Origin of the sequence: Dyadobacter sp. OTU695 (genome assembly GCF_038440355.1) — a bacterium.
In the GTDB taxonomy this organism is placed as follows: Bacteria; Bacteroidota; Bacteroidia; order Cytophagales; family Spirosomataceae; genus Dyadobacter.
In genome coordinates this window covers 109,511-135,116 of record NZ_JASATN010000008.1, presented here as the reverse complement: position 1 = coordinate 135,116, position 25,606 = coordinate 109,511, and the positions used below count along the sequence as shown (strand labels likewise).

Genomic DNA, 25,606 nt, shown 5'->3' with positions numbered 1-25,606 from the left:
GCTGGCTTGATTTACACCAGCTTATAGCTTACAGCCTATTGCCTATCGCCTTTTCACCAACAACGCCACATTCTCCACATGGTGCGTGTTCGGGAACATGTCTACAGGCTGTACGCGCGTTACTTCGTAATCTTCCGACATTAATGCCAGGTCGCGCGCCTGCGTGGCTGTATTGCAGCTTACGTACACGACGCGGTCGGGTGCGGCTTTCAAAATCGTTTCGATTACGGGGACGTCCATTCCGGCGCGCGGAGGGTCGGTAATGATCACGTCCGGGCGCCCGTGCGTGTGCAGGAAGCTTTCGTTCATGATCGCACGCATGTCGCCCGCGAAGAACGAGGTGTTGGTAATGCCGTTCAGCTGCGAGTTAATGCGGGCGTCCTGGACGGCTGCTTCCACATACTCCACGCCTACCACCTTCTTCGCGCTTCGTGCCACGAAATTGGCAATGGTGCCCGTGCCGGTATATAGGTCGTAAACCGATTCTATGCCCGTAAGCTGGGCATAGTCGCGTGCTACGCTGAACAGTTTGTAGGCTTGCTCGGAATTGGTCTGATAAAATGATTTTGGCCCAACGAGGAAGGTAAGATCTTCCATCGTTTCGCGGATGACCTTTTCGCCGGCGTAATGGATCACTTCCTGGTCCTGGTACGAATCGTTTCCCTTCAAGTTCACGATATAGTTTAGCGAAGTGATCTCCGGGTGATTTCGGTGCAGAAATTCCATCACTTCCGCAATAATCTCGTCGTTTTGCGCCCCGAATTGCACGATCACCATCACGTCGCCAGAATTGGCCGTACGGATGATCACGTTACGCATGACCCCTACATTGAAACGTACGTCATAGTAAGGGTATCCTTTTTCCTCCGAAAAACGGTGCAATGCGTTGCGGATCGCATTCGACGGATCCGGTTGGAGGTGGCAATGGTCTACCGTGAATATTTTATCGAACCGCTTCGGCACGTGGAAGCCTAATGCGGTTTTTGTGAAAGGCTGTCCCGAATCGAGCTGCTCCCTGGTCAGCCAGCGCCAGTTTGAAAAAGTAAATTCCAACTTATTGCGGTAATATTCGGTCTTAGGGGCTGCGATGATTTCGTTTATCTCAACATTCCTGATCTTTCCTATCCTTTCAAAATGATCCACGACCTGCTGCCTTTTGAACCGAAGCTGATGCTCGTAGCCAATGTGCTGCCACTTGCAGCCGCCACAAACGGTGAAATGCTCGCAATAGGGTTCTGTACGTAAAGCCGATTGCGAGTGGATTTTGGTAACTACTGCCTCCTTCAATTTCTTCTTGGTACGGACGACCTGAAGATCGACAATGTCACCGGGAGCCACATTACCTTCTACAAAGATTACGCCGTCTTCCGATTTAAATATACATTTGCCTTCTGCCGCAAAATCGGTAATTTCAACGTACTCGTACTTGTTACTCTTAGACATTATTTCTTGTTTTAATTACTAATCCCAATATCCTATCGGATCAATTCTACTGCCGCATTATTCCATGAAAAAACGGTTCATCTTATTTGTTCTGATGCTGTTTGCCATTTGCGAAGCGAATGCGACGCATATTGTCGGCGGGCAGCTCTTCATCACGCAAAACCAGGACAGTTACTACAACTATAACATGGGTCTTACGATGTACTTCGATGCCCTCAATGGCAATCCTGGCGCAGAAGATCCGTTTGTCACGATTTATGTATTCAGAAAGCGCGACAATGTACTCATAGGCTCCCTTGAAGCCCCAAAAATAGAACGAAAATCGGTCAACTACGCAAACCCGCTCTGTGGAATCTCAACACTGCAGACCTGGCAGATCACTTACGGCTCCGCAGTGCGCCTCCTTCCAACGGATTTTGCCGACGCTGAGGGCTACTATATGGTGTGGGACAGGTGCTGCCGAAACGGGACAATCACCAACATTCAGGCGCCGGGTGATGCGGGTAGCCTTTTTTACCTTGAATTTCCCCCGCTTTTTAAAAACAATGCCAATTTCAAGAACTCTTCGCCGGTTTTTCCCGAGATCAAGGGCGATTATGCCTGCGTCAATTCACCGTTTCTGTTCGATTTTGGAGGTACCGATGCCGACGGCGACAGTCTCGTGTATTCGCTGATAACACCTATGCAGGGCTATGCCGACAAGGCTAACCCGAGCGCACCGGCCCGCGGGTCGTCCGCCTATCCCCGCCTGACGTGGATCGACGGTATTTCCGTCAGCAATATGATCCCCGGCCCCGATCCGTTGAAGGTCAACAAATCGACCGGCATGCTTTCCGTCACGGCCGGCTCGGTGGGGCTGTATGTGTTCGCCGTGCAGGTGGACGAATATCGAAAGGGCGTGAAAATCGGGTCGCTTACGCGTGATTTTCAGCTCAAAGTGGTCGACTGCCCCAAAATGGACCCTCCCAAGCTATTGTTCAAGCCAAAGGGGAAGAATACCTATTATACCGAAAATGAAATTATAACGGTCAAAAAAGGCGATCCGAACTGCTTCGAAGTGATGGTAACTGACCCGACCGTTAATCAGATTGTGGCTGTCGATGGCAAGGCCGTGAACAATTCGAAAAACTATTTCACCGTACTTCCGGCGCAATTCACCACCAGGGTACCGAACGACACCCTCAAATTCCAGGTCTGCCTCGAAGAATGCTTTGTAACCTACGATAACCGCCCGATAAAGATCCAGCTGATTGCGCAAGACGGCAGCTGCCCTTTCCCCCTCACCGACACGCTCAACATCTATATACGCCGTGAAAACAGCGGCAACAATGCCCCAACCGTATCGACCTCGCTCCCGGGCGACTACGTACACGTGAGCGCAGGTGTACCCGTGACCTTCGATGTCTACGGCAAAGACCCTGACAAGGACAATCTTGCGCTATCGGGTCGTGGCCAGGATTTCAACATGAACGACCTGGGGATGGATTTCAAACCCGTTAGCGGGCAGGCCAACGTGCAGCAGAAATTCACGTGGGTACCTCCATGCAATGCCAAAAAGGGCGATACGCTTGCCGTGGATTTCAAAGTGGAGGATATGCGCTGCGAGGGCAACCCGATGCCCGTCTCGAAACCGGTATATTTTATCGTCGACGAGTCTCCGAACCGTCCTCCCTCCGTAAAGACGTCTCTCCCCGTGCAGGAAATCACCTATCAGATCGGCAGCTCGTCGGGCATTACCTTTGATGTGCTGGCAAGTGATCCCGATACGAATATGATCGTTCTCACAGCCGCAGGCCGCGGATTTGATATGAAGGACGCGGGAATGATTTTCGAAGCTAAAACGGGCGTAAAAAACGTCACCTCTCCATACGCCTGGAATCCCGAATGCGCCGTGCTCAACGGCCAGCCGGAACAGACCTTTATGGTCGATTTTGTAACCCAGGACAAAAGCTGCGCGGCCGCTACGGACACCACCACGGTGAGGGTTACAATCAAAGACAATGGTTCAGCGCCTTTCCCCGAATTTCCGAACGTCATCACTCCGAACGGGGACGGTAAAAACGACTGCCTGGTGTTCGAAGGGCTTCCGGCCGACAACTGTGACGACTATTTCAAAGACATCACCGTTTTCAACCGATGGGGTAAACAAGTGTATTATTCCAAAGTAAGACCCAACGATTGGTGCCCCGACAAGATCTCCGGAGGCTACTACTACTTCCTCGTACAGTATACCAAGCGCTCCTACAAAGGTGGACTTACCGTTCTTAAATAGCTATTAATCAATGGAATATACCGCAGCATTTAATATTAATGTTCCGGTATATTTGTATTAAATGAATTATATTAATGTAACATTTAATAAATATAGTTTAAACTATATGTATTTTACTTTTAATACATATTATAAATACTTAAAGTATCATATTATAGTTAATACTTTTAATTCTTTTAAAAAATATAATATGTACCAATCTCTGCATACTTTCTATACTAAATCCTGATCTGATAACAGCCAAATCGACCGGGTACTAGATTCCCGAGATAAGGGAAGATGGAAATTCCCCATTCCTCCCATTCCTCCCATTCCTCCTTTCCCCTCTCTCCTCTCAAAATCAAAAAAACGCTTGCATTTCTCCCAAACGTTCCCCACCTTTGTACTGTAATAATAAAAGTTACAGTATGAACAGCGGTCGCTTTGCTATTTCGGTGCATATTCTTACGTTGCTGACCTTCTCGGAGGAAGAATGGACGCCGTCCGAGTATCTGGCGGGTAGTATTAACATTAACCCGGTACTGGTACGAAAAGAGCTCAGCAACCTTCGTGAACGTGGCCTGGTGCTGAGTAAGGAAGGGAAATCCGGCGGGAGCCGTCTGGCAAAGCCGGCGGATAAAATATTCATGTCGGAAGTGTATCAAGCAGTGAAACAAAAAGACCTGCTTGGAAAGGGCATCAACTCCCCCAACCCCGACTGTCCCGTAGGCCGGAAGATCAACGACCACCTCGACAGCCTGTACGACGACGCGGAACAAACATTGTTGGCAAGCCTGGGCAAGATGTCGCTGGCGGAATTCTGTCGCAAATTTGACTAATCTTTTTTGTCTAAAACTGTAACATTTATTATTTCAGAAAAGAATATCCATCTTTAAATCAAATACTCATGAAAATTGCATTGATCGGCGCTACCGGATTTGTAGGCGCCCATGTTTTAAAAGAGCTCGTTTCACGTGGCCACCAGGTCACTGCTATTGCTCGTAGTACCGATAAAATCGAGGCGAGCAGCGAACTCGTAACTGCCAAAGCCGCGGATGTTACAGATTCCAATGCGGTTGCTGCGGCCGTAGCCGGACATGACGCGGTGATCAGCACCTTCAACGCGGGCTGGACCAACCCAAATATCTACAACGATTTCATCGCTGGTGCAAAGGCTATCCAGGCTGGTGTAAAGCAGGCTGGTGTGAAACGCTTCCTGACTGTCGGCGGCGCAGGTAGTCTGGAAATCCAACCGGGCGTGCAACTGGTCGATACTCCCAACTTCCCTGAGGCCTACAAACCCGGCGCCACAGCAGCCCGCGACTACCTCAATATCCTGAAAACTGAAACGGAATTGGATTGGACTTTTCTAAGTCCTGCGATCGAAATGTCCCCTGCACATCCAGGCGAGCGTACAGGTAAATACCGTACCGCCCTAGACACGCCGGTGTTCGATGAGCATCACCACAGCAGATTATCTGTCGGAGATACGGCCGTCGCTATCGTCGATGAAATCGAGCAGGGAAACTTCATCAAGAAGAGATTTACAGCAGCTTATTAGGATAGTACATATCATATGGTCACAACATATGGTTTGTATTTAATATAAAGAAAGAACTTTCCTAACTATCCATATCTTATGTCTTGAAAGTTCAATTCTTTTAATATTTCAAGAAGAACAATTTTTATAAAAAGGTTAATACATTTTACTTATTATGAAATGTATTAACCTTTTTATAATTATTATATATCTCAAAAGCAGTTACTGACCACCACTTTCAGTACTTATTAAATCAAACAAAAAGTACCTCACGTTAGATACTTTCTATACTTTTTCAGTATAGAAATATATTATTCATTTGATACTTTAAATACATTGTTAAAATATTAAAAGTATTGTAAGTATAAAATGTAATGAAGGAAATGACGCTGATTAACAGATCGTTAAACCGACAGATAATTCATTCCAGCCGGTTAAAGTCATTGCTTCTACTCCCACTCATTTTTCCAACTGCACAGCGCGCCTGGCCCGGAGCGCCGGATTCGGCACCGATTTTTGACTAATTTTACGGTCATAAAACCTTTCAAAATCATGGCCAGAAGTGATACCACATCAGCAAACCAGCTTGTCAAGCTGTCTTCAAAAGCAGTAAAAGAAAAAACCGGCCGCGACTGGGACGAATGGATTGAATGGCTGGACAGTATGAACTCCGCCGGAAAAACCCACCGGCAGATCGTTACATTGCTCTCCGAACATGTCGAGAGCATCTGGTACCGCCAGAAAATCGCGCTGGGATACCGCGAGGCAACCGGGCAGAAACTACCAGGGGAGCTTTCGTCCGGCTACGAGATCGGCGTTTCGAGAACCTTTCCAATCCCCGGAAACAAAGCCTGGGAACTAATGGCATCCGAGCAAGGCTTGTCCGCCTGGCTTGGCGATCTCGAAGATGGCAGCATTGGTCCAGCCAAATCATTTAAAACAAAAGAAGGCATCAGCGGGACCATTACCGTGCTCGAACCGGGCTCACATTTCCGGTTGGCATGGAAGCCGGACAACTGGCGTCACGACTCGACCCTTCAGGTACGCGTGACGGGCAGCAAAAGCAAACACGCCGGCAAAAGCGTAATCAGTTTTCATCATGAAAAGCTCCCCAGGTCCGCCGACCGTGAGGCAATGAAAAAGCACTGGGAAGAAAAACTATCGGATCTGGCTGAAATAATTAAGGGAAAATCAGGTTCTTTGTAGCCCGATTTTACAGCCACCAATTATATAAAAATGAAGTTCCGTGTTGCCGGCCTATTATTACTTTTTATACTTTTAAGCCATTCTAACCTTTTTGCCCAGCGGTTCCTTATGGACCTTGTGGATACCACAAATCAGATGGGAAAAGGTATGCTCTCTATTTATGAGCGATATAACCGGGTGAGAATCAGCGGCTATATTCAGCCACAGTTCCAGGTGATCTCCAAAGAGGGCGCTGAGACCTACGCCGGCGGGAATTTCTCCGGCCTGGCCAACAACCGCTTCATGCTCCGGCGCGGGCGCCTGCGTGTAGACTACGCGCACCTCAACAAAAACGATGACCCGACGTCCTATTTCGTATTCCAGTTCGACGGTACCGAGCGTGGAGTCGCCATCCGCGATTTTTGGGGCAGATTCTACGAGAACAAGTTCAAGATTTTCGCGCTGACCACCGGGATGTTCGCGCGCCCTTTCGGGCATGAGGTTAACCTTTCCTCTGCCAACCGCGAAACACCCGAACGCGGGCGCATGTCGCAGATTCTGATGAAAACCGAACGCGACATTGGTGTAATGCTGACGGTTTCCAGCCGTAAAACCCAGGAATGGCACCAGAAACTGAAATTTGACGTCGGGGTGTTCAACGGCCAGGGGATGTCGGGACCGATGGATTATGACAGCCACAAAGATGTGATCAGCCGCCTCAGCCTGAAACCCACGAAAATCCGGGCGTTGGGTAACGCTACCCTATCTGCGGCCATGTCGGGTTACGCGGGTGGTATCGTGAGCCAGGACAATGTCCTTTACAAAACTGAGCGTCGTGGCGGTGAATATCAAGCCGTACGCGACTCTTCGGCCTCAAACCTGCACAAAACAAGGCCACGCAATTACGCGGGGGCAGATTTCCAGCTATCGTTTCCAAATCGTAAGGGTGAGACGGAGTTTCGTGCCGAATATATCAAAGGCCGGCAAACCGCAACTTTCGGTACCAGCGAAACACCCGGTACTTACCCGGTTACTAACGGCATCAAGGATCCGCTGTACACCCGCAACTTCGATGGCGCATACTTCTATTTCCTGCAACACCTGGGCAGCCTCGATCACCAGTTCGTAATGAAATACGATTGGTATGACCCCAACAAGAAGGTTTCCGGTAAGCAAATCTCGGCGGACAATGGTTTCGGCAAAGCCGATCTTCGTTACAACACGCTGGGCATGGGCTACGTGTATATGGCCAACGAGTCGCTGAAATTCGTGTTTTACTATGAATTCGTACGCAATGAAAAGTCCGCGCTGGCTGGTTATGAAAGCGACATTTCGGACGATGTTTTCACTGCCCGTGTTCAGTACAACTTCTAAGTCCCGAAACGTTCAGCCAGGATTTTCCGGCGGTACGCAAAAATCGTATTTACCTCCCGGTTCACGATCAGCCGGTCCACAAGACTTCCCAGAATACCAAAGGGTACCTTATAATGCAGAATGTCCTCCATCAGTACGCCGCCGTTTTGCTCGGTAAACCGGTGCTGGTGGTGCCAGAATGCGTACGGTCCAAAGCGCTGTTCATCTACAAAATATTGCCTGTCGGCCACATGTGTAATTTCGGTACACCATCTCAGTGGTATCCCGAATAGCGGTCTGACGATGTAACGGATGATTTGTCCGGGGTACATCTTATCGCCGTGGTACGACGATGTCACTACAAAACCCATATGTGCCGGTGTGATTTCTTTCAAATTGGATGGGTCGGAAAAGAATGCCCAGGCTTCATCGAGGCTGATCGGCATCCATTGTTTGAAATATAGCTCGCGCATGTCAACTCATTTGACCTAATATACGTTAAATATGCGGTCTGCGATCAAAAATCCGGGCCTGAGGCATTCCGGCCCGCGCAGCCCTGGCATAGTTTTCTCAGTATTTAATCACAGTACTAACTCCGAATAACATGAACAGAAAACAGCTTGCAACCACAACCATTTCTATCCATGCAAGCCCCTCTGCGGTTTGGAAGGCATTGGTAGAACCCGAACTCGTCAAAAAGTATTTTCATGGCACTGAAATGCGTTCGGATTTTGAAATCGGAAGCCCTATTACATTCGAAGGTGAGTGGCAGGGCCAGCATTACGTCGATAAGGGTGAGATCCTCAGGATCGCTCCCGAGCGTGAACTCAGCTATTCTTTCTGGAGTCCGCTATCGGGCACCGAGGATTTTGAGGACAATTATACGCATGTGACCTTTCACCTGTCGGACTACCACGATCATACGACACTGGTTGTTACCCAGGATAACCTGGAAGATGACGAGGCCGTCGTGAAAGCGGAAGGCAACTGGTTGAACGTGCTGCACGATCTGAAAAGGGTTGTGGAAGAAGAGCGGCTGCACGTACTTTGATAACTTATTAAAATAAAACCCGCCGGATTCGTCTTCGGCGGGTTTTGTATTTTTCAAAGTTTCATTGAAAGTGCGATCCGCTTTCGGGAAAGGTCGACTTCCGTTACTTTCACCGTTACATGCTGCTGCAATTTCACAACTTCGTTCGGATCCTTGATAAACTTATCGGCCATTTGCGAGACGTGGACCAACCCGTCCTGCTTCACGCCCACGTCGACGAACGCACCGAACGCGGTGATGTTCGTCACGATTCCCGGAAGGATCATACCGACCTTCAAATCTTCCGGCTTCCTGACTGAACTATCGAACTCGAACTTCTTCATCTCCGCGCGCGGATCACGCGAGGGTTTTTCGAGCTCGGCGAGAATGTCCTTTAAAGTCGGCAACCCTACGGAGGTGGAAACATATTTTTCGATCCGGACCTGGCGTCGCAGTTCAGCTTTTTGCATTAAATCCTTCACTGTGGCACCCGCATCTTTCGCCATTTGCTCAACAAGTTCATAGCGCTCCGGATGTACTGCACTGTTATCCAATGGATTAGCCCCATTTTCGATACGCAAGAAGCCTGCCGCCTGCTCAAATGCTTTCGCTCCCAGGCGCGGAACTTTCAATAATTGCTGCCTCGATTTGAAATTTCCGTTTTTAGCCCGAAAATCCACGATATTTTGCGCCAAAGCGGGTCCAAGTCCCGAAACATAGCGCAGCAAATGCTTGCTCGACGTGTTGAGATTTACGCCTACGGAATTTACACAGCTTTCCACGACTACGTCCAAAGCATTTCGCAATGAATTCTGGTCTACATCGTGCTGGTATTGGCCCACGCCGATTGATTTGGGATCAATTTTCACGAGCTCGGCCAACGGATCCATCAGCCTGCGGCCAATCGATACCGAGCCACGGACCGTCACATCCTTATCCGGAAACTCTTCCCTGGCTACTTCCGAAGCCGAGTAAATAGACGCGCCCTGCTCGCTTACCATAAACAATCCGATCTCCGTCGACTGTCCGGAAGCATTGAGCAGCTTCTTCACAAAATCCTCCGTCTCACGTCCCGCAGTACCATTCCCCACGGCGATCGCCTCGACTTTAAACTTGCGGATCAACTCGCTCAATCGCGCACCTGCGTCGGCTGGCTTGTCGAAGGGATAGATGACATGATCGGCAATGAGATTCCCCTGGCTATCGAGTACCACCACCTTGCAGCCAGTACGGTAACCGGGATCGATCGCAAGTACGGTCTTCTGGCCCAGCGGCGATGCCAGCAGAAGCTGCCGGAGATTTTCAGTAAAGACCTGGATTGCCGCCACATCGGCCTTTTCTTTGGATAGATTCGCAAATTCCGTTTCAATGGATGGCTTCAACAAGCGCTTGTAGCTGTCGGCGATCGCGATTTCCAACTGGTCTTTACAGGCTTCCGTCCCAAACATGAACAATTTGTCCAATGCTTCGAGCGCAGCATCCTCGTCGGGCGAAATGTCCACGCTTAGAATCCCCTCTTCTTCGCCCCGGCGCAATGCCAGTAGCCTGTGCGAGGGAATCTTTGCCAAAGGCTCTGAAAACTCGAAATAATCGCGGTATTTGGCCCCCTCTTCCTCTTTCTTTTTCTTGACTTTCGAGGTGATGATCGCCCCGCGCTGGAATGTAAACCTCACCTTCGCACGCGCTTCCTGGTTTTCGTTGATCCATTCGGCGACAATGTCCCTGGCCCCCTGCAAGGCCTCGCCTGCATTCGCCACCTGGTCGTTCAGGAAAGCGGCCGCCTTGCCTTCAGGGTCCCGTTCCTTGCCTTCGAAAATCAGTTTGGCAAGGGGTTCCAGACCTTTTTCGATGGCGATCGTCGCACGCGTTTTCCTTTTTTGTTTATAGGGAAGGTAGAGGTCTTCCAATTCGGTCATCGAAAAAACACTTTCGATCTTCTTTCTCAACTCGGGCGTAAGCTTGCCCTGCTCCTCGATACTTTTCAAAATCGCCTCGCGCCGCTTCTCGACTTCCTGCTGTTTCTGCCATGCCTCCTTGACGTTACCGATCTGGACTTCATCCAGCCCGCCCGTTGCCTCCTTACGGTAACGTGCGATAAACGGCACCGTAGCGCCTTCCTCGAACAGTGCGATGGTATTTCTCGCCTGCTTGTCGCTGACGCCGGCCTGTTGTGCAATAAGGGTGTAGTTCATGTTTACTAATGAAATTGGATATGGCAAATAAAGCGGATATTCATCGTTTTCAAAACTAAAATTAGCGGCGGAGTCACGTCCGCGTTTTACCGTTTATATTTGATGTGTGATTTAATCCTCATACCTAAACCTTCAACAAAATGAAGTACCAGTTCGGAAAGCTACTGGCTATCCTTGCCGTAATTCTGGGCATCATTGGCCGGATCGACGCCGTGTATGCCCAGCAAAAGCCAGAGATCAAAGTCATCGCATTTTTTACCGGCGAAAACGACCGTGCCCACATTAGTTTTGTGCACGAAGCAAACCGCCGCATGCCCGAACTAGGCAGGAGAAATGGTTTCTCGTATGATTCGACTTCGAATTGGAATAACCTCAATGCGGAGTTCCTGGCGCAATACCAGGTGGTCCTGTTCCTGGACACGCGCCCGGAAAAGCCCGAGCAACGTGCCGCATTTCAGAAATACATGGAAAATGGGGGTGGTTGGATCGGCTTTCATTTCGCGGCATTTGCATTAAGCCCGTCGGCTTATCCCCAAAACTGGGACTGGTACCACGACCAATTCCTAGGCTCCGGGCAGTACAAGAGCAACACCTGGCGCCCGACTTCCGCGATTTTGAAGGTGGAAGACCTTAAAAACCCTGCTGTAAAAGGCCTGGGAGCGACATTTAAAGCCTCCCCAAACGAATGGTACCGCTGGGAAAAGGACCTGACGCAGAACCCCGATATTCAAATCCTGCTATCAATCGACCCGGCAAGTTTTCCGCTCGGTACCGGCCCGAAGCAGCACGAGATCTGGCACAGCGGCTATTACCCTGTTGCCTGGACCAACAAAAAGTACAAAATGCTTTATATGAATATGGGGCACAACGACATCGATTACGAGAATAAGACCAACAAGGAATTATCGTTTACCTTTGATAATGACGCACAGAACCAGTTTCTGGTCAACTCGATCCTTTGGCTCGCAAACCGCAAAAAATAACCGGTTATGGAAACAAAACAGACCCGCAGCTTCGAAAAAGGCAAAATGACAGGCATTACCTGGCAGTGCGACGGCATTCTGCTCGGGCACGCGGTCTCCCGTTTTACCGAACTGTCGGGCTTCCATTCGAAAAGTGCCAATATGGATGTGGTGCGTATGCATTTCGGGCTGAAAGGCGATTATATGTTCACCTATAATCAACTGGGCAAGACGTTCGATCTGGTCGGCGGGCATCACAACATCATGTATTCGAGGGAGTTTGAAATGACCGTTCAGGCCAAGACCCTTGAAATCGAGACATTCGGCATTCAGTTTCCCAAAGACGTTTTTATTCAGTTTACTCAAAATGCCAGCGATACGCTGAAACGTTTTTCCGAAGCTATCATTTTGGGCAAAAGCGCCATCTTAACCGAAAACTGGGGAACAATCGACTCTCCGATTCAGCAGGTAATACAGCAAATTATTCATTGTAAATATTCTGAAAGCCTTAAAAAGCTATTTCTCCTCTCTAAAAGCATCGAACTCCTCGTGCTATGCGCGGACGCCTGCGAGACTTCGGAACGTAAAACGGAGACATTTATCAAAACTAAAACCGACAAAGAGAAGATCATCGCCGTACGCGACCTGATCAACGAGCGCGTGCATTGCCCACCCAACCTTTCTGAAATCGCGCACCATGTAGGTTTGAATGAATACAAGCTGAAAAAAGGTTTCAAAGAAACATTCAATAACACCATTTTCGGCTACCTGACCGACCAGCGCCTGCAACTCGCCAAACAATATCTGGTTGATACCCAACAGACAGCAGCAGAAATATCGACGCAACTGGGCTACGCCACGCCCCAGCACTTCAACAACGCCTTCAAAAAGAAATTCGGCGTCACTCCTTTTTCGGTTAGAAATAATCCGTAAAACGCAATCGGTACGGCTCGGCGGGATGTAATATTGCCGTTGTCAATCGTCACGTGTGGTTCGGAATGGTCAGGTAAAGTCAGGCGTAGTCAGAAATTGTCAGGAATAGTCATATAATCAGGCCCCAACAATACCTGACCAACTAACCTCCTGACATTAAATCATTAACTCATTCCCGTTCCAAGGCGGATCATTCAATCATTAAATCATTCAATCATTCAATCATTCAATCATTCATTCAATCACTCAATCATTAACCATGCCACTCATCATCCAAAACGAAATCACCATTCATGCGCCGGCACAACGTGTGTGGGACGCGCTTGTGAATCCTGAACAAACAAAACAGTATATGTTTGGCTGTGAGGCTCTTTCCGACTGGAACGTCGGTAGCCCGCTGCTTTGGAAAGGCGAACATGAAGGAAAGGAAATTATCTGGGTTAAAGGCGAAATCCTCGACATTGAGCCCGGGAAATTTTTGCGGTATACCACCATCGACCCGCATTCCAACATCGACGATATCTCGGAAAACTACCTGGAAGTCACTTATGACCTTATTCCGCAGGGAGAAAATACACTTTTGAAGGTCACACAGGGCGATTACAGCACTGTGGCCGAGGGCGAACGAAGGTATCAGGATTCCTATAACAATGGCGAAGGCTGGAACCCCATCCTTGTCGAGATTAAAAAACTGGTAGAGGCGCAGTAAAAGCCTCAGTGGAATCTAACAATAAAGGGTTACCGGCGTCAGTAACCCTTTGTTGCTCAGGGATTTTGTGATTCAATCTCCCCCACTTCATCCTCGTCCGCCGGTTCTGCCGGTTCATCTTCATCGATCCTGGATCCGGTATTGACTTCCGGCGCATCGGTACCCGGCACGTCCGGAGTCGGGTTCAGCGGGCCTGTTTCTCCCGGTTTTTCCGGATAACTTGGTGCAGGTGGCTGGTCGTCAGGCATTTCTGCCTCGGGAAACGCAAATGCATATTGGTTTTGAAAATCCATGGTTTTGTTCGTTGATTGTTCGAAATCATAGAAAAAACCATGCCTTCCGGCATTTGAGGAACTAGTTGAGGGCATTTCCGACTTTCAATCGAAAAGCATTTCATCAACTATGGCAGTACTAGTCGTTCTGATCGTCACTTTTTTGGCAAGCCTGGGCATTACCTGGGCAGGTTCAGGAGAACCGGCGTATATTTTAAGCGGAAACATCGCCATGTGCGCGATGCTGCAATTCACGGCGCTGGGCCATTTCAAATTTCCGGAAGGCATGAAACTGATGATCCCGCCGTTTGTTCCTTTCAAAAAAACGATGGTACTGCTCACCGGCCTGATGGAAATCGCGGCAGGGATCGCGCTGCTTTTCCCGGCCGCACGTTATGCAACGGGTATCTTTCTAATCCTTTTTTTCATTGCATTGCTTCCAGCCAACATTTACGCTGCCAACCATCACCTCGACTACCAGAATGGCACCTATGACGGCAAAGGACCTGCCTATTTGTGGTTCCGCATCCCAATGCAGATCTTTCTGATCGGCTGGGTATGGTATTTCTCCGTTCAGCCGGCTGCGTAATGCTATTTCCGTTCGAGTAACGCCATGTAAAAACCGTCGAAACCGTCGCGCGCGGGCGAAGTGCGGTGTTCCGAAACAAATTTCCAGTCTGCTTTATGGCGCTTTACGAACGCCCTTACCTGCTCTTCCGATTCCGATGGCAGGATACTGCATGTGGCGTACACCATTTTCCCGCCCTTCTTAACCATCTTTGAGTAATCTTCGAGGATCTGCGCCTGCACCTTGCGGATCTTGTCCAGAAACTCCGGTTTGAGCTTCCATTTGCTGTCCGGGTTCCTCCTTAGCACACCCAATCCCGAGCAAGGGACGTCGAGCAGCAACCGGTCCGTGGTTTCCGAAAGGCTTTCGATGGTCTTACTTGAATCGATGAGCATGGTCGTCAGATTGGTAACACCGTTTCGCGCGGCGCGGCGTTCCAGCTCCTGCAATTTGTGGTGTTCGATGTCCATGGAAAGGATCGAGCCCGTATTGCCGAGCAATGCGGCCAGATGCAGGCTTTTCCCCCCTGCGCCCGCACATGCGTCGATCACGGACATGCCCGGGCGCACATCCAGATAAGGCGCTATCAGCTGCGAACCCGCGTCCTGAACTTCAAAAAAACCGCCCTTGAAGCTTTCGTGTCCTGATACATTGATACGTATTTTCAATACCAACGCCTCTGGAACGCCCGGGATGGTTTCGGTTATTTCAGAGCCCAATTGCTCCCGGACGGTTTCGATATCCGTTTTCAGCGTATTAATGCGCAAAACCAAAGGCGCTGTCCTATTCAGTGCTGCCAGCTCGGCCGGCCAAGATTCGCCCAGCTCAGTCTCGCCGAGTTGGTCGATCCAGTCGGGTATAGATTGTGCAATTTTCCGGATAGCCAGCGCTTCCGCATACCTGCCAACAACCACTTCCCGGTCAATCTCTTCAAATTCAGGCCATTCGGGCAAGCTCCCGGACGCTTCGTTCCCTTCGAGGTGCAATGCTTTGATCAGCTGCCATACACCTGCCAACCGCCAGAAGTCTTCGCTTTCCACGGCCTTTTCAACGTGCGCAGCGTATTTCACGAGTCGCCACCAGCGCACGATTTCGTATACATTCCCCGCGATAAACGCGCGGTCGCGGGCTCCCCATTTTTTATTGGATTTCAGCATTTGCTCGACGACGCGGTCCGCTTGTCTGTTTTTGACAAATATATCCTGCAATGCCTCGACGGTGGCTGCAACAAGTCCTTTGTAGAGTTTCAAAATTTCAATTTCCAGGTGAAACAAGACGACAAAATTGGCGATGGATCGGCTACAAAACAAAAAGCATTTGCAAGGGCACAGTTTTTACGTCCATTAAGTGAACCAATACAACTGCTATGGAAGCGCAAACCACTATTATTTGCCCGCCGGACATCACATCGCGTCCGCTGGGGGTTACCGTTCAGAAGCTCATTAAACTGCTTCCCCGCAAGCTCTTCAGAGCATGGACTACCGAGCTCGATCTATGGCTCGCCGCGCCCGGCTCAATACTCGGCAAACCCGAACCTAACACCCCTTTCTATTTTGAAACGACCCACCAGGGCATTCGCCACCCGCATTACGGCCGTTTCTTACATGTGAAAGAGCCCGAACTCGTCGAATTGACCTGGGTTACCGGCGAAGGGGGCACTGAGGGGGCGGAAACGCTGCTCACCTTGGAGCTCACGCCGCATGAAGAGGGCACTCTTGTCCGGCTGACACACGCCGGATTCCCAAACGAAAATGCGCAAAAGAGGCACGAGGATGCATGGCCGGATGTGCTGGACCAGTTGGAGGAACGGATGTCCCGTCCCGCCGACTGATTCAATAAATATTCTGGGGCAGGTTAATCTCGAAATAAGTACCGGCGCCAAGCTCAGAGGTGATGGAAATCGTTCCTCCAAGGCTGTCGACAAGGTGTTTTACCAGCGCCAGACCGAACCCGAAGCCTTGTTCGCCCCCGGTCCCATCGGTCGACGACGCATTACCCGAGATAATTGCCTGAATGTTTTCCTCGGTGATACCCACTCCGGAATCCTTCACTGAAATATGCAGTGTCGGCCTGGCCGGGTCGATCAGCAAGTGCAAATCGACCGTTACCTCGCCATGCGGTGGCGTGAATTTCATGGAATTTGAAATCAGGTTGCCTGTGATTTGCAGTAACTTGTTTTTCGAGAAATGAATATTTTCCGTTAAAGGACTGGTATTCACCTGAAAACGAATGTTTTTATGCTTGGCTTGCGGGCCATAAAGCTTTTCGAGCTTGTCCTTAAATATCGTGAGCGTAAAGCCCTGGCTATTAGAAGCGTGCGGCGAGTTGGTCGTCGCGTCTTTCTCTTTATGCGAATCAAGTATCTCCTCTGCCAGATCGAGAATAGAATTGCCACTCTTATGGATGAGATTAATGAATTCCAGCACCTCGTCCATCCGGTTTTGCTCACCCTGATCGCGGATGATCTGTGCCAGCCCCACTATCCCGCCCAATGGCCCGCGTATGTCGTGAGCAACCTTTTTCTGGGTTTGCCGGGCTTCCAGAAGCCTGGATTTCAGGTTTTCCAGCACCTTATGGGTTTTCAGGCGGGCAACGATCTCGTCGGCAATGATTTTCAGAAGCTCGATTTTCTCCGGGTCAAGCGTTTTACGCTCCTGATCCAGAACGCATAATGCTCCTATTTGCAGTCCGTCGCTTGTTCTAAGTGGTACGCCATAATAATATGTCACATTGGGCGCGCCTGTCACATAGAATTTGTCTTTAAAACGGGTGTCTGCGGTGAGATCCCCCACTTCGAAATGGTCTGATTCCATGATCGTGTACTGGCAAACGGAATCCTCGCGAAGCATTTGTTCGATATCCAGGCCATAATTTGAAATCGTCCATTGCGTCAGCGAATCAATGAGATTTACGAGTGAAATCCGGGTTCCTGTAACCTTGGCTGCCAGTTTTGCCAGGTCCTGGAAAGTAATCTGGTGATCCGAATAGTCGATATCCAATTCTGAAAGCCCCAGCAGACGTTCCATTTCATTGGCAGGAACAGGCGCATTGGAAATACTCATGATAAAAGGTGGTTTATAACCAATTCTACAAACAATAAATGTAAAAAGAGAAGTAATTCCATAAAAAACAATACCTGAGAGCTAGCATCCGCACCTGGCTTCTCAAAAAGTCACACGTGGATACATATTAATGGAGGGAATAGCTTTTGCAATGGTTTGATGTCTCCTCATGCGCCGACGCCAGCTCATCACCCGGTACCGCACTTTGTGATCTTGGAATAATTCTGTTTCGAAATTTACCGAACTGTCGTATATTGTCAAGCCAACTATCATTTAGAATTGGATTTTGTCAGGTCAACAAGAGACATCAGAACTATTTAACAGTGTTAATATCAATATCTATCATTGTTAAATAAATTAACATTGAAAAAATACGTTTAAATAGGCAGAATTTTAAACTTTTGACTTTTACAACAGTTAACAGAGTTAAGTTTTCGATATTTTAAACTTGCATATTTTTAAGAGCCGCTAACAACAGGAAACCAATCCGACGGAGATTACAAGAATGTATAAAATACTTTTTACTATATTTTTTTTCGCGAGTTTCTATCCTGCCGGATCACAGATTATCGTGGCAGACAAGATTGTTGGCGAATGGATCAATGAAGAAAAGGATACCCGGATTGAGATATACAAAAATGGTGAGGAATATTTCGGCCGCCTGCTATGGGCCGAAGATCTCTTTGAGGCCGATGGGAAAACCTCCCGGAAGGATGTTCGCAACTCCAATGAAAAGCTTCGTGGGAGGAACCTGCTCCATGTAAACCTGCTAAACAACTTCGTCTTTAGCGAAGACGTTTGGGACAATGGCAAAATGTACGATCCGAAAAGTGGAAAGACCTACAATTGTCTGATTAAACTACGCAAGGAAAAATTGGAGATACGCAGCTATGTAGGCATTCCGCTCCTGGGCAGAAGTACCTACTGGGACCGTGTGCCCTGAACTCCCCCACCCCGCCGTGAACGTTACTATCCCAGCAGAAAGGACGTTTTTCCGGCTGAAATGAATATAAACAGTCGAGGCCGTGTTATGCTCCAAATCACGAACCGATTGTATGAAGCATTTCAAACTCGGCATTCTCGACCAATCCGTTGTAAGGCACGGATCCAGCGTCAGCGAAGCCATCCAGGAAACCATCGCGACGGCAAAATTGGCCGAAGAATTGGGTTATAGCCGTTTCTGGGTTTCTGAACACCATAATTCCACATTTATTGCGGGCTCGGCGCCGGAGGTCCTGATGGTCAAACTGGCGGACGTGACGAGCCATATCCGCGTCGGATCAGGCGGTATTATGCTGCCCAATCACAGCGCATTAAAGGTAGCGGAGAATTTCCGCATGCTCGAAACGCTGTACCCCGGACGGATCGACCTCGGCATGGGCCGCGCGCCGGGTACCGACCGCATTACTTCCTCTCTGCTCAACCCGTCCAACGATTTCAGTGAGAGCAGCTACCTGCGCCAGCTCGAACATTTACAACATTTTTTCAGAGATACGGCCGGTACAGACCGCGGCTTCATCTACGCCACGCCGCAATCGGCCACGATTCCCGAGCAATGGATACTCAGTTCCAGCGGCGGTAGCAGCAATATCGCAGCGCGTTTTGGCATGGGCCTGGCCGTTGCGAAATTCATTAATGGCTTTGTAAAGCCGGATGTCGTGGAGGAATACAAGCGGAATTTCCGCCCCTCGGATCAGTTGGAGAAGCCGAAAGTGATCCTTTCCGTATTCACCTTGTGCGGCGAAACCGAGGAACAGGCGGCAGCCATGCGCAAGATGATGGATTATGTGCTAGTGGAATTCGAACGGGGCAAATTCGGGCCGTTCCCTGATCCCGAGACCGTGCGCAAATATGAGTTCAATTTCGGGGAGCTGGAACGGATCCGCTATAACAGCGGCCGGATTGTGTCGGGTACGGCCGAATCCGTGAAGGAACAGCTCACCAGACTGGCTACCGACTTTGAGGCAGACGAAATCATGGTTTCGACCATGGCCGACACTGCTGAAAACCGCATCAGGTCCTTTCAATTGATTTCGGAAGCATTTAACTTGAGAGAACCGGTTCTTTAACCTTAATTTGTGCCGGACATTTCTTCACCGACACTCATGAACCGTTTCGACCGCATTACCGCCATCCTGATCCAGCTTCAATCCCGCAAAATTGTCAAAGCCCAGGACCTGGCCGAGCGCTTCGAAATCAGTCTGAGGACGGTGTACCGCGACATTAATTCGCTTGCGGAAGCGGGCGTACCCATTATAGGCGAGGCAGGCGTCGGCTATTCTATCATGGATGGCTACCGCCTGCCTCCCGTGATGTTTACCAAGGAAGAGGCGCGTACATTCATTACCGCCGAAAAATTGATGGAGAAATTCACTGATTTTTCGACGCAATCGCATTATCAGGCGGCGATGTACAAAATCAAGGCCGTGCTCCGGAGTACGGAGAAATCGATGGTGGAGAACCTGGAAAACCACATCGAAGTACGCAGCCGGCCACGCGCTTTTCACCAACCCAACAGCAACACGCTCGACGTGCTGCTCAAAAGCATCTCCGAACGCAAGATCGCCAAGATCCTTTACGTAGCGCTGAGTGCCGCGGAACCCGGCGAGCGGATTATCGAACCCGTGGGCATTTACCATGAAAACAACTACTGGTACACCATCGCATTTTGCCACTTGCGGAACGACTACCGCAATTTCCGCTCCGACCGCATCCTGCAATGCGATATCACCGACCAGCCGTTTATGCACAAGCATGCCCCGCTGAAAGACTTCATGCACGATAGCTGGGAAAACGAGAACATGCGTCTCGTGCGCATACGCGTGGAGAAGCGGGTAGCGCGTTACATACGCGAGCAGCGCAATTTTTACGGCTTTGCCTCCGAGGTGGAAAAAGACGATCATGTCGAAATGACCTTCCTGAGTCCGTCGCTCGAAGGCTTTGCGCGCTGGTACATGATGATCGCCCCCGAGGCCTGCATTCTGGAACCTGAATCCCTCAAAACGATCGTCAGGCAGCTCACCGAAAAAATTGCAGAAAATTTGAACTCCTGACAAACACTGCTGACACAGGGCTGTCACAAGCACCCGTTTTCTTTGTAATGCACTTAAACAAAGAAACTATGTCAGCCACAATTGAAATTCCGACCGCAGAAAAAAGTCTTGCTTATGCGATGAAAAATTTCGCAGATTATAACCATTGGGCCAACTGCACTTTGGTGAACTGGTTGCGTACAAAGCCGGCCGAAATCCTCGAAACCGAGCTAAAATCGAGCTTTTCTCCCATCCGACTGACGCTTATCCACATTCTCGAAACCCAGCGTTACTGGCTCTCGATCATCAATCCGGACAGCGATTACAGCGGCCAGGATTTCGATGGAGACCTTGAATCGACATTTGATACGCTTATGGCGCAATCTCAGGCGCTTGCAGAGTACATTGAAACCCTCTCGGCAGAGCAGATCCAGAGCGAGACGCTGGTAGTGAGCCCATGGTTCCAATGCAACTTCCCGAACTTCGAATACATTATGCACGTCGTGAACCACACCACCTATCACCGCGGACAGATCATCACGATGGGCCGTAACCTGGGTTTCACCGATGCTCCGATGACCGATTACAATTTTTATAATGTCATGGCTAAATAAATTGGCAGCTACGGAAACCTGTCCGCTCCCGTTTTTGTAATGTGGGTTATGAAACGCATTCACATTCTGGGCATTTCGGGCAGCCTGCGCGCCGATTCCACCAATACCATCATCCTAAAAACCTTGGGAAGCCTCTTGCCTTCCGACATCACTTTTGAAATTTTCGAAGGCCTGGACAAAATCGAACATTTTAGTCCCGGAGTGGATAGTCCGGGGCTATCCACTCCGGGACTTTTTGATTCAGAAGCAGTCAAACGTTTTAAAACTGCCATTGCGCAAGCCGACGCGGTCGTGATCTGCACGCCGGAATATGCATTCGGCGTACCGGGTACTCTTAAAAATGCACTGGACTGGACCGTTGGCACGGGCGACCTGAACGACAAACCCGTGTCGGCTATCAGCGCCTCTCCGCTCAATTCGGGTGGCAATAATGCCCTGGCTTCGCTGCTGCTCACATTGACTGCCCTGGGTACTAAAAAGAATGAAGCCTCCGCCCTTTCCATTCCAAATGTGAAGGGAAAAATCACGGACGGCCGTGTAACCGATGCGCATACGCTCAATGAACTCCGGACGCAATGTGCTAATCTCCTGGGCCTGGTGGGAGGCTAAGGGCTTCCCCGGCAAAATCCAACTTATTATCCGGCAAGCAAAAGACTATAAATTTCGTAGAGTAATATCATTTAGTTTGATACATTTGGGCTTTATCCACCTTAAACGTTCAAGCCAGATGAAATTTGAAACCTTGCAGCTTCACGCCGGACAGCAGCCAGACCCTACGACCAATTCGCGTGCAGTACCATTGTACCAGACTACCTCTTACGTGTTCAACAATGCCGAGCACGCAGCTAACCTATTCGCATTAAAGGAGTTCGGCAACATATATTCCCGCATTATGAACCCTACCAACGACGTTTTCGAAAAACGGGTAGCGGCATTGGAGGGCGGTGTAGCTGCGTTGGCGACCGGTTCGGGGCATTCGGCGCAGTTTCTGGCCATTAATAACATCACGACCGTCGGCGACAATTTTGTCACCACATCGTTTTTGTATGGCGGTTCTTACAATCAATTCAAAAACTCATTCAAAAACATCGGCGTGGAAGCCCGGTTTGCCGATGGCGATGATGTAAGCAGCTTCGAAAAGCTGATCGACGAAAAAACCAAGTTCATTTACCTGGAAACGATCGGTAACCCGAGCTATTCCGTACCCGATTTTGAAGCGTTCTCCGCGCTTGCGACCAAATATGACCTCCCATTGATCGTCGACAATACTTTCGGGGCAGCAGGAGCTATTTTTCAGCCCATCAAGCATGGCGCACACGTGGTCGTACAATCGGCCACGAAATGGATCGGCGGGCACGGTACTTCGATAGGCGGGGTGATCGTCGATGCCGGTACCTATAACTGGGGCAATGGCAAATTCCCACAGTTTACCGACCCTTCCCCGAGTTACCACGGACTCGTACTGAACGACGTTTTTGGCATCGGCGGACCGTTTGGCAACATCCAGTTCATCATCCGCGCACGCGTGGAAGGCCTGCGCGACTGGGGCCCGTCCCTGTCTCCGTTCAATTCATTCCTGTTCCTCCAAGGGCTTGAAACACTGTCGCTGCGCGTTGAACGCATAGCCGAAAATGCCCTGAAACTTGCGCAATGGCTTGAAAAACACCCGAAAGTAGAGAGTGTGAACTATATCGGCCTGGAAGGAAACAAATACCACCAGCTCGCTAAAAAGTACCTCACACGCGGCTTTGGAGGGGTATTGTCATTTTCTTTGAAAGGCGACAAGAAAACCGCTGAACATTTTGTCGACAACCTGAAACTGATCAGCAACCTGGCCAACGTAGGTGACGCCAAAACGCTCATCATCCACCCTGCATCGACAACACACTCTCAACTTTCTGAGGAAGAGCAACTTTCAGCAGGCGTACTGCCCACACAGCTCCGCATTTCAGTCGGTATCGAGCACATTGATGATATCATTGCGGATGTAGAGCAGGCGATTGGGGGGTAATTAATGATTGAATGATTGAATGATTGAATGATTGAATGACCGAATGATTGAATGATCCGCCGTGGAACGGGGAATGATTGAATGATCCGCCACGGAGTGGGAAATGATTAAAAGCCCGACAAATCGCGTAGCGATGTAATATTGGTAGGAGTCACAATATCAGGCGTTTGCTTAAAATCCCGTCAGGGATGTAACAACAATGCATCGCTGCCAGCAGCACGGCAATTGTTGTTACATGCCCAAGGGCATTTTAATAACACGCTAAGCCATATTTTACTACCAATGTTACATGCCTAACGGCATTCTCTGTAACCCAGGATGTAAATTCACTCATTCACGTTCCATGCCGGATCATTCAATCATTCATTCAATCATTCATTCAATCATTCACCAATCCCCTCCAACGCGAACATAAACGCGAACTGCAACGCGATTTCTTTCAAATAATCAAACCTTCCCGAAGCGCCGCCGTGACCGGCTTCCATGTTGGTTTTTAACAGAAGCACATTCTTGTCGGTTTTGTGTGTTCTCAGACGTGCTACCCATTTGGCTGGCTCGAAATATTGCACCTGACTGTCGTGCAAGCCTGTGGTAATGAGCATGTTGGGATATGCTTTTTTCTCTACGTTGTCATAAGGCGAATAGGACTTCATGTAGTCGTAGGAATCCTTGTTTTTAGGGTTGCCCCATTCGTCAAACTCATTGGTCGTCAGCGGGATGCTTTCATCCAGCATGGTCGTAACCACGTCCACAAAGGGCACGTCGGCGATAATCCCGCGCCACAGTTCCGGCCGCATATTACTGATCGCTCCCATGAGCAAACCGCCGGCGCTGCCGCCCTCGGCGAATAAATGCTCCGGCGAAGTGTATTTTTCTTTGATCAGAAACTCGGCGCAGTCGATGAAATCGTTGAATGTGTTCTTCTTCTTGAACATTTTACCGTCCTCATACCATTGCCGTCCCATTTCCTGTCCTCCGCGTATGTGAGCGAGTGCGTATATGAACCCGCGGTTGAGCAGGCTCAGGCGCGTGCTGCTGAATGCCGCATCCATACTATTGCCGTAAGAGCCGTAAGCGTACAGCAAAAGCGGCGTTTCGGCACTTTTAGTGGTGCCTTTTTTGTAAACCACTGAAATCGGCACCTTCACACCATCGCGTGCAGTCGCATACAAACGCTCGGTCACGTATTCCTCCGGATTGTACCCGCCCACTACCTCCTGACGCTTTTTCAGCTCTTTGCTGCGGCCTTCCATGTCGTAATCGTAAACCGAACTCGGTGTTGTGAGCGAGGTATAAATATAGCGAAGATTAGCGCTGTTGTATTCAGGGTTCGAGCCGGCATACGCGGTGTAAGCAGGTTCCCCGAAATCGACATAATGTTCGGAATTAGTATGGATATTGCGGATACGAAGCTGCAAGAGGCCATTTTTACGCTCCGTAATCACCAGGTAATCTTTAAAAACGTCGATCCCCTCCAACAGCACATCGGCACGGTTGGGGATCACTTCCTTCCAGTTTTCCACGCCCGTTTTGCCGACCGGCGTTTCCATCAGCCTGAAATTCAAGGCATCTTTATTGGTCACAATCAGAAACTTGTCTCCCTGATGGTCCACATCGTACAAAACGTCTTTCATCCGCGGCTGGAACACTTCGAACTTGCCCTCCGGTTGGTCCGCGTCCAGGATCAGGTATTCCGACGACATCGTGGCCGACGACGCGATCACAATGTATTTCTCCGATTTCGTCTTACCTACCCCGATATAATTGCTTTTATCCTTCTCAGTGTAAACGACAGCGTCCTTTTTCGAATCCGTGCCGAGTGTATGGCGTTTGATCTTCTCGCTTAGCAGTGTCTTGGGGTTGGTAGCGGTATAAAACAGCGTTTTGTTATCATTTCCCCATTCGGAACCGCCGCTGGTGGGGTAAATCTTGTCCTCGAAATGCGTTCCGGTTTCCAGGTTCTTAATGTAAATGGTGTATTGTCTCCGCGAAACTGTGTCGACGCCGTAAGCAAGCAGCTTGTTATCCGGACTTACATTGAAACCTACCGCGGAATAATAGGGATGCCCTTGTGCCATCTTATCAATGTCGAGCAGGATCTCCTCCGGAGCATCGAGCGAGCCCTTCTTGCGGCAATATTTGAAATACTGCTCACCTTCCTCGCTGCGGGTGTAATACCAATAGCCATTGCTGAACACCGGTACCGACTCGTCCTTCTCCTTGATCCGCGCTTTCATTTCCGCGAAGAGCGCTTCCTGGAACTTCGCGGTACCCGCCATCATTGTATCGGTGTAAGCATTCTCTGCATTCAGGTATTCGACCACCTTGTCGCTATCGGGGCCTTCTCGGAAGAAATCGCCCATCCAGTAATATTCGTCGTTTCGTTTGTCGCCATGCATTCCGGTTTCATGGTCTTTCATTTCTGCAACGGGAGGTGTGGCTTCCGGCC

24 protein-coding genes are annotated in these 25,606 nt (G+C 49.5%); 17 read left to right on the top strand and 7 right to left on the bottom strand.

The features are described 5' to 3' along the window. Positions 1-42: 42 nt before the first annotated feature. Positions 43-1,443, bottom strand: a complete 1,401-nt coding sequence (rlmD, locus tag AAHB90_RS16605) for a 23S rRNA (uracil(1939)-C(5))-methyltransferase RlmD (RefSeq protein WP_342086331.1) — start codon at positions 1,441-1,443, stop codon at positions 43-45. Between the two features lie 64 nt (positions 1,444-1,507). Here rlmD and AAHB90_RS16600 point away from each other — a divergent pair, with 64 nt between their 5' ends. The 5 genes from AAHB90_RS16600 to AAHB90_RS16580 all read left to right on the top strand — a co-directional run bounded on the left by AAHB90_RS16600 (position 1,508) and on the right by AAHB90_RS16580 (position 7,793). Beyond that, complete coding sequence (locus tag AAHB90_RS16600; RefSeq protein WP_342086330.1) at positions 1,508-3,715, top strand: T9SS type B sorting domain-containing protein; 2,208 nt, start codon at positions 1,508-1,510, stop codon at positions 3,713-3,715. A gap of 407 nt (positions 3,716-4,122) precedes the next feature. Continuing rightward, positions 4,123-4,533: an Rrf2 family transcriptional regulator gene (locus tag AAHB90_RS16595; RefSeq protein WP_342086329.1), complete on the top strand. Its 411-nt coding sequence runs from the start codon at positions 4,123-4,125 to the stop codon at positions 4,531-4,533. Positions 4,534-4,601: 68 nt separating this feature from the next. Beyond that, positions 4,602-5,255, top strand: a complete 654-nt coding sequence (locus tag AAHB90_RS16590; RefSeq protein WP_342086328.1) for an NAD(P)-dependent oxidoreductase — start codon at positions 4,602-4,604, stop codon at positions 5,253-5,255. 531 nt (positions 5,256-5,786) lie between these two features. Next, on the top strand, positions 5,787-6,440 hold the full coding sequence (locus AAHB90_RS16585; protein ID WP_342086327.1) for an SRPBCC domain-containing protein: 654 nt from the start codon (positions 5,787-5,789) through the stop codon (positions 6,438-6,440). 147 nt (positions 6,441-6,587) lie between these two features. Continuing rightward, on the top strand, positions 6,588-7,793 hold the full coding sequence (locus tag AAHB90_RS16580; protein WP_342086326.1) for a porin: 1,206 nt from the start codon (positions 6,588-6,590) through the stop codon (positions 7,791-7,793). Here AAHB90_RS16580 and AAHB90_RS16575 read toward each other — a convergent pair. Beyond that, on the bottom strand, positions 7,790-8,245 hold the full coding sequence (locus tag AAHB90_RS16575; protein WP_342086325.1) for an SRPBCC family protein: 456 nt from the start codon (positions 8,243-8,245) through the stop codon (positions 7,790-7,792). The genes AAHB90_RS16580 and AAHB90_RS16575 overlap by 4 nt on opposite strands. Before the next feature lie 131 nt (positions 8,246-8,376). Between AAHB90_RS16575 and AAHB90_RS16570 the strand changes: the two genes are divergently transcribed. Then, positions 8,377-8,823: an SRPBCC domain-containing protein gene (locus AAHB90_RS16570; RefSeq protein WP_342086324.1), complete on the top strand. Its 447-nt coding sequence runs from the start codon at positions 8,377-8,379 to the stop codon at positions 8,821-8,823. Positions 8,824-8,876: 53 nt separating this feature from the next. On the opposite strand, the gene AAHB90_RS16565 is transcribed toward AAHB90_RS16570, so the two are convergent. After that, on the bottom strand, positions 8,877-10,994 hold the full coding sequence (locus AAHB90_RS16565) for a Tex family protein (protein WP_342086323.1): 2,118 nt from the start codon (positions 10,992-10,994) through the stop codon (positions 8,877-8,879). A gap of 140 nt (positions 10,995-11,134) precedes the next feature. Here AAHB90_RS16565 and AAHB90_RS16560 point away from each other — a divergent pair, with 140 nt between their 5' ends. The 3 genes from AAHB90_RS16560 (at position 11,135) to AAHB90_RS16550 (ending at position 13,598) form a co-directional block, all read left to right on the top strand. After that, positions 11,135-11,977 (top strand): ThuA domain-containing protein, encoded by an 843-nt coding sequence (locus AAHB90_RS16560; protein ID WP_342086322.1) that lies wholly within the window; start codon positions 11,135-11,137, stop codon positions 11,975-11,977. A gap of 6 nt (positions 11,978-11,983) precedes the next feature. Beyond that, the gene (locus AAHB90_RS16555) at positions 11,984-12,889 is read left to right on the top strand and encodes a helix-turn-helix transcriptional regulator (protein ID WP_342086321.1); all 906 of its coding nucleotides are present in this window, start codon (positions 11,984-11,986) and stop codon (positions 12,887-12,889) included. A gap of 259 nt (positions 12,890-13,148) precedes the next feature. Beyond that, entirely contained in the window at positions 13,149-13,598 is a 450-nt protein-coding gene (locus AAHB90_RS16550) for an SRPBCC domain-containing protein (RefSeq protein WP_342086320.1), read from the top strand. Between the two features lie 56 nt (positions 13,599-13,654). Here the strand turns inward: AAHB90_RS16550 and AAHB90_RS16545 are convergent, their stop codons facing one another. Continuing rightward, positions 13,655-13,891, bottom strand: coding sequence for a hypothetical protein (locus AAHB90_RS16545; RefSeq protein ID WP_342086319.1), 237 nt, complete (start codon positions 13,889-13,891; stop codon positions 13,655-13,657). A 109-nt stretch (positions 13,892-14,000) separates the two neighbouring features. On the opposite strand from AAHB90_RS16545, the gene AAHB90_RS16540 reads away from it, so the two are divergent. Continuing rightward, positions 14,001-14,459, top strand: coding sequence for a DoxX family protein (locus AAHB90_RS16540; protein WP_342086318.1), 459 nt, complete (start codon positions 14,001-14,003; stop codon positions 14,457-14,459). A gap of 2 nt (positions 14,460-14,461) precedes the next feature. Here the strand turns inward: AAHB90_RS16540 and AAHB90_RS16535 are convergent, their stop codons facing one another. Beyond that, positions 14,462-15,688, bottom strand: a complete 1,227-nt coding sequence (locus AAHB90_RS16535) for an RsmB/NOP family class I SAM-dependent RNA methyltransferase (RefSeq protein ID WP_446717911.1) — start codon at positions 15,686-15,688, stop codon at positions 14,462-14,464. A 116-nt stretch (positions 15,689-15,804) separates the two neighbouring features. Between AAHB90_RS16535 and AAHB90_RS16530 the strand changes: the two genes are divergently transcribed. Continuing rightward, complete coding sequence (locus AAHB90_RS16530) at positions 15,805-16,269, top strand: SRPBCC family protein (RefSeq protein ID WP_342086316.1); 465 nt, start codon at positions 15,805-15,807, stop codon at positions 16,267-16,269. A 1-nt stretch (position 16,270) separates the two neighbouring features. Here the strand turns inward: AAHB90_RS16530 and AAHB90_RS16525 are convergent, their stop codons facing one another. After that, entirely contained in the window at positions 16,271-17,500 is a 1,230-nt protein-coding gene (locus AAHB90_RS16525; RefSeq protein ID WP_342086315.1) for a sensor histidine kinase, read from the bottom strand. A 571-nt stretch (positions 17,501-18,071) separates the two neighbouring features. Here AAHB90_RS16525 and AAHB90_RS16520 point away from each other — a divergent pair. The 6 genes from AAHB90_RS16520 to AAHB90_RS16495 all read left to right on the top strand — a co-directional run bounded on the left by AAHB90_RS16520 (position 18,072) and on the right by AAHB90_RS16495 (position 23,157). Next, positions 18,072-18,443 carry a DUF2147 domain-containing protein gene (locus tag AAHB90_RS16520; RefSeq protein ID WP_342086314.1) on the top strand — a complete coding sequence of 124 codons (372 nt, stop codon included), beginning with the start codon at positions 18,072-18,074 and terminating at the stop codon, positions 18,441-18,443. A gap of 112 nt (positions 18,444-18,555) precedes the next feature. After that, a complete protein-coding gene (locus AAHB90_RS16515; protein WP_342086313.1) occupies positions 18,556-19,569 on the top strand; it encodes an LLM class flavin-dependent oxidoreductase in 1,014 nt (337 codons plus the stop codon). Between the two features lie 9 nt (positions 19,570-19,578). Continuing rightward, positions 19,579-20,553 (top strand): helix-turn-helix transcriptional regulator, encoded by a 975-nt coding sequence (locus tag AAHB90_RS16510; protein ID WP_342086312.1) that lies wholly within the window; start codon positions 19,579-19,581, stop codon positions 20,551-20,553. Between the two features lie 68 nt (positions 20,554-20,621). Beyond that, entirely contained in the window at positions 20,622-21,146 is a 525-nt protein-coding gene (locus AAHB90_RS16505; protein ID WP_342086311.1) for a DinB family protein, read from the top strand. A 48-nt stretch (positions 21,147-21,194) separates the two neighbouring features. Beyond that, a complete protein-coding gene (locus AAHB90_RS16500) occupies positions 21,195-21,755 on the top strand; it encodes an NADPH-dependent FMN reductase (protein WP_342086310.1) in 561 nt (186 codons plus the stop codon). Between the two features lie 118 nt (positions 21,756-21,873). Beyond that, positions 21,874-23,157 carry an O-acetylhomoserine aminocarboxypropyltransferase/cysteine synthase family protein gene (locus AAHB90_RS16495; protein ID WP_342086309.1) on the top strand — a complete coding sequence of 428 codons (1,284 nt, stop codon included), beginning with the start codon at positions 21,874-21,876 and terminating at the stop codon, positions 23,155-23,157. A gap of 383 nt (positions 23,158-23,540) precedes the next feature. Here the strand turns inward: AAHB90_RS16495 and AAHB90_RS16490 are convergent, their stop codons facing one another. After that, positions 23,541-25,577: a S9 family peptidase gene (locus AAHB90_RS16490; RefSeq protein ID WP_342086451.1), complete on the bottom strand. Its 2,037-nt coding sequence runs from the start codon at positions 25,575-25,577 to the stop codon at positions 23,541-23,543. Positions 25,578-25,606 lie beyond the last annotated feature (29 nt).

Excerpts from the sequence above, each read along its gene's own strand:
- rlmD (WP_342086331.1), bottom strand. The coding sequence starts at position 1,443 with ATGTCTAAGAGTAACAAGTACGAGTACGTTGAAATTACCGATTTTGCG.
- AAHB90_RS16600 (WP_342086330.1), top strand. The coding sequence starts at position 1,508 with ATGAAAAAACGGTTCATCTTATTTGTTCTGATGCTGTTTGCCATTTGC.
- AAHB90_RS16595 (WP_342086329.1), top strand. The coding sequence starts at position 4,123 with ATGAACAGCGGTCGCTTTGCTATTTCGGTGCATATTCTTACGTTGCTG.
- AAHB90_RS16590 (WP_342086328.1), top strand. The coding sequence starts at position 4,602 with ATGAAAATTGCATTGATCGGCGCTACCGGATTTGTAGGCGCCCATGTT.
- AAHB90_RS16585 (WP_342086327.1), top strand. The coding sequence starts at position 5,787 with ATGGCCAGAAGTGATACCACATCAGCAAACCAGCTTGTCAAGCTGTCT.
- AAHB90_RS16580 (WP_342086326.1), top strand. The coding sequence starts at position 6,588 with ATGCTCTCTATTTATGAGCGATATAACCGGGTGAGAATCAGCGGCTAT.
- AAHB90_RS16575 (WP_342086325.1), bottom strand. The coding sequence starts at position 8,245 with ATGCGCGAGCTATATTTCAAACAATGGATGCCGATCAGCCTCGATGAA.
- AAHB90_RS16570 (WP_342086324.1), top strand. The coding sequence starts at position 8,377 with ATGAACAGAAAACAGCTTGCAACCACAACCATTTCTATCCATGCAAGC.
- AAHB90_RS16565 (WP_342086323.1), bottom strand. The coding sequence starts at position 10,994 with ATGAACTACACCCTTATTGCACAACAGGCCGGCGTCAGCGACAAGCAG.
- AAHB90_RS16560 (WP_342086322.1), top strand. The coding sequence starts at position 11,135 with ATGAAGTACCAGTTCGGAAAGCTACTGGCTATCCTTGCCGTAATTCTG.
- AAHB90_RS16555 (WP_342086321.1), top strand. The coding sequence starts at position 11,984 with ATGGAAACAAAACAGACCCGCAGCTTCGAAAAAGGCAAAATGACAGGC.
- AAHB90_RS16550 (WP_342086320.1), top strand. The coding sequence starts at position 13,149 with ATGCCACTCATCATCCAAAACGAAATCACCATTCATGCGCCGGCACAA.
- AAHB90_RS16545 (WP_342086319.1), bottom strand. The coding sequence starts at position 13,891 with ATGGATTTTCAAAACCAATATGCATTTGCGTTTCCCGAGGCAGAAATG.
- AAHB90_RS16540 (WP_342086318.1), top strand. The coding sequence starts at position 14,001 with ATGGCAGTACTAGTCGTTCTGATCGTCACTTTTTTGGCAAGCCTGGGC.
- AAHB90_RS16530 (WP_342086316.1), top strand. The coding sequence starts at position 15,805 with ATGGAAGCGCAAACCACTATTATTTGCCCGCCGGACATCACATCGCGT.
- AAHB90_RS16525 (WP_342086315.1), bottom strand. The coding sequence starts at position 17,500 with ATGAGTATTTCCAATGCGCCTGTTCCTGCCAATGAAATGGAACGTCTG.
- AAHB90_RS16515 (WP_342086313.1), top strand. The coding sequence starts at position 18,556 with ATGAAGCATTTCAAACTCGGCATTCTCGACCAATCCGTTGTAAGGCAC.
- AAHB90_RS16505 (WP_342086311.1), top strand. The coding sequence starts at position 20,622 with ATGTCAGCCACAATTGAAATTCCGACCGCAGAAAAAAGTCTTGCTTAT.
- AAHB90_RS16500 (WP_342086310.1), top strand. The coding sequence starts at position 21,195 with ATGAAACGCATTCACATTCTGGGCATTTCGGGCAGCCTGCGCGCCGAT.
- AAHB90_RS16495 (WP_342086309.1), top strand. The coding sequence starts at position 21,874 with ATGAAATTTGAAACCTTGCAGCTTCACGCCGGACAGCAGCCAGACCCT.
- AAHB90_RS16490 (WP_342086451.1), bottom strand. The coding sequence starts at position 25,577 with ATGAAAGACCATGAAACCGGAATGCATGGCGACAAACGAAACGACGAA.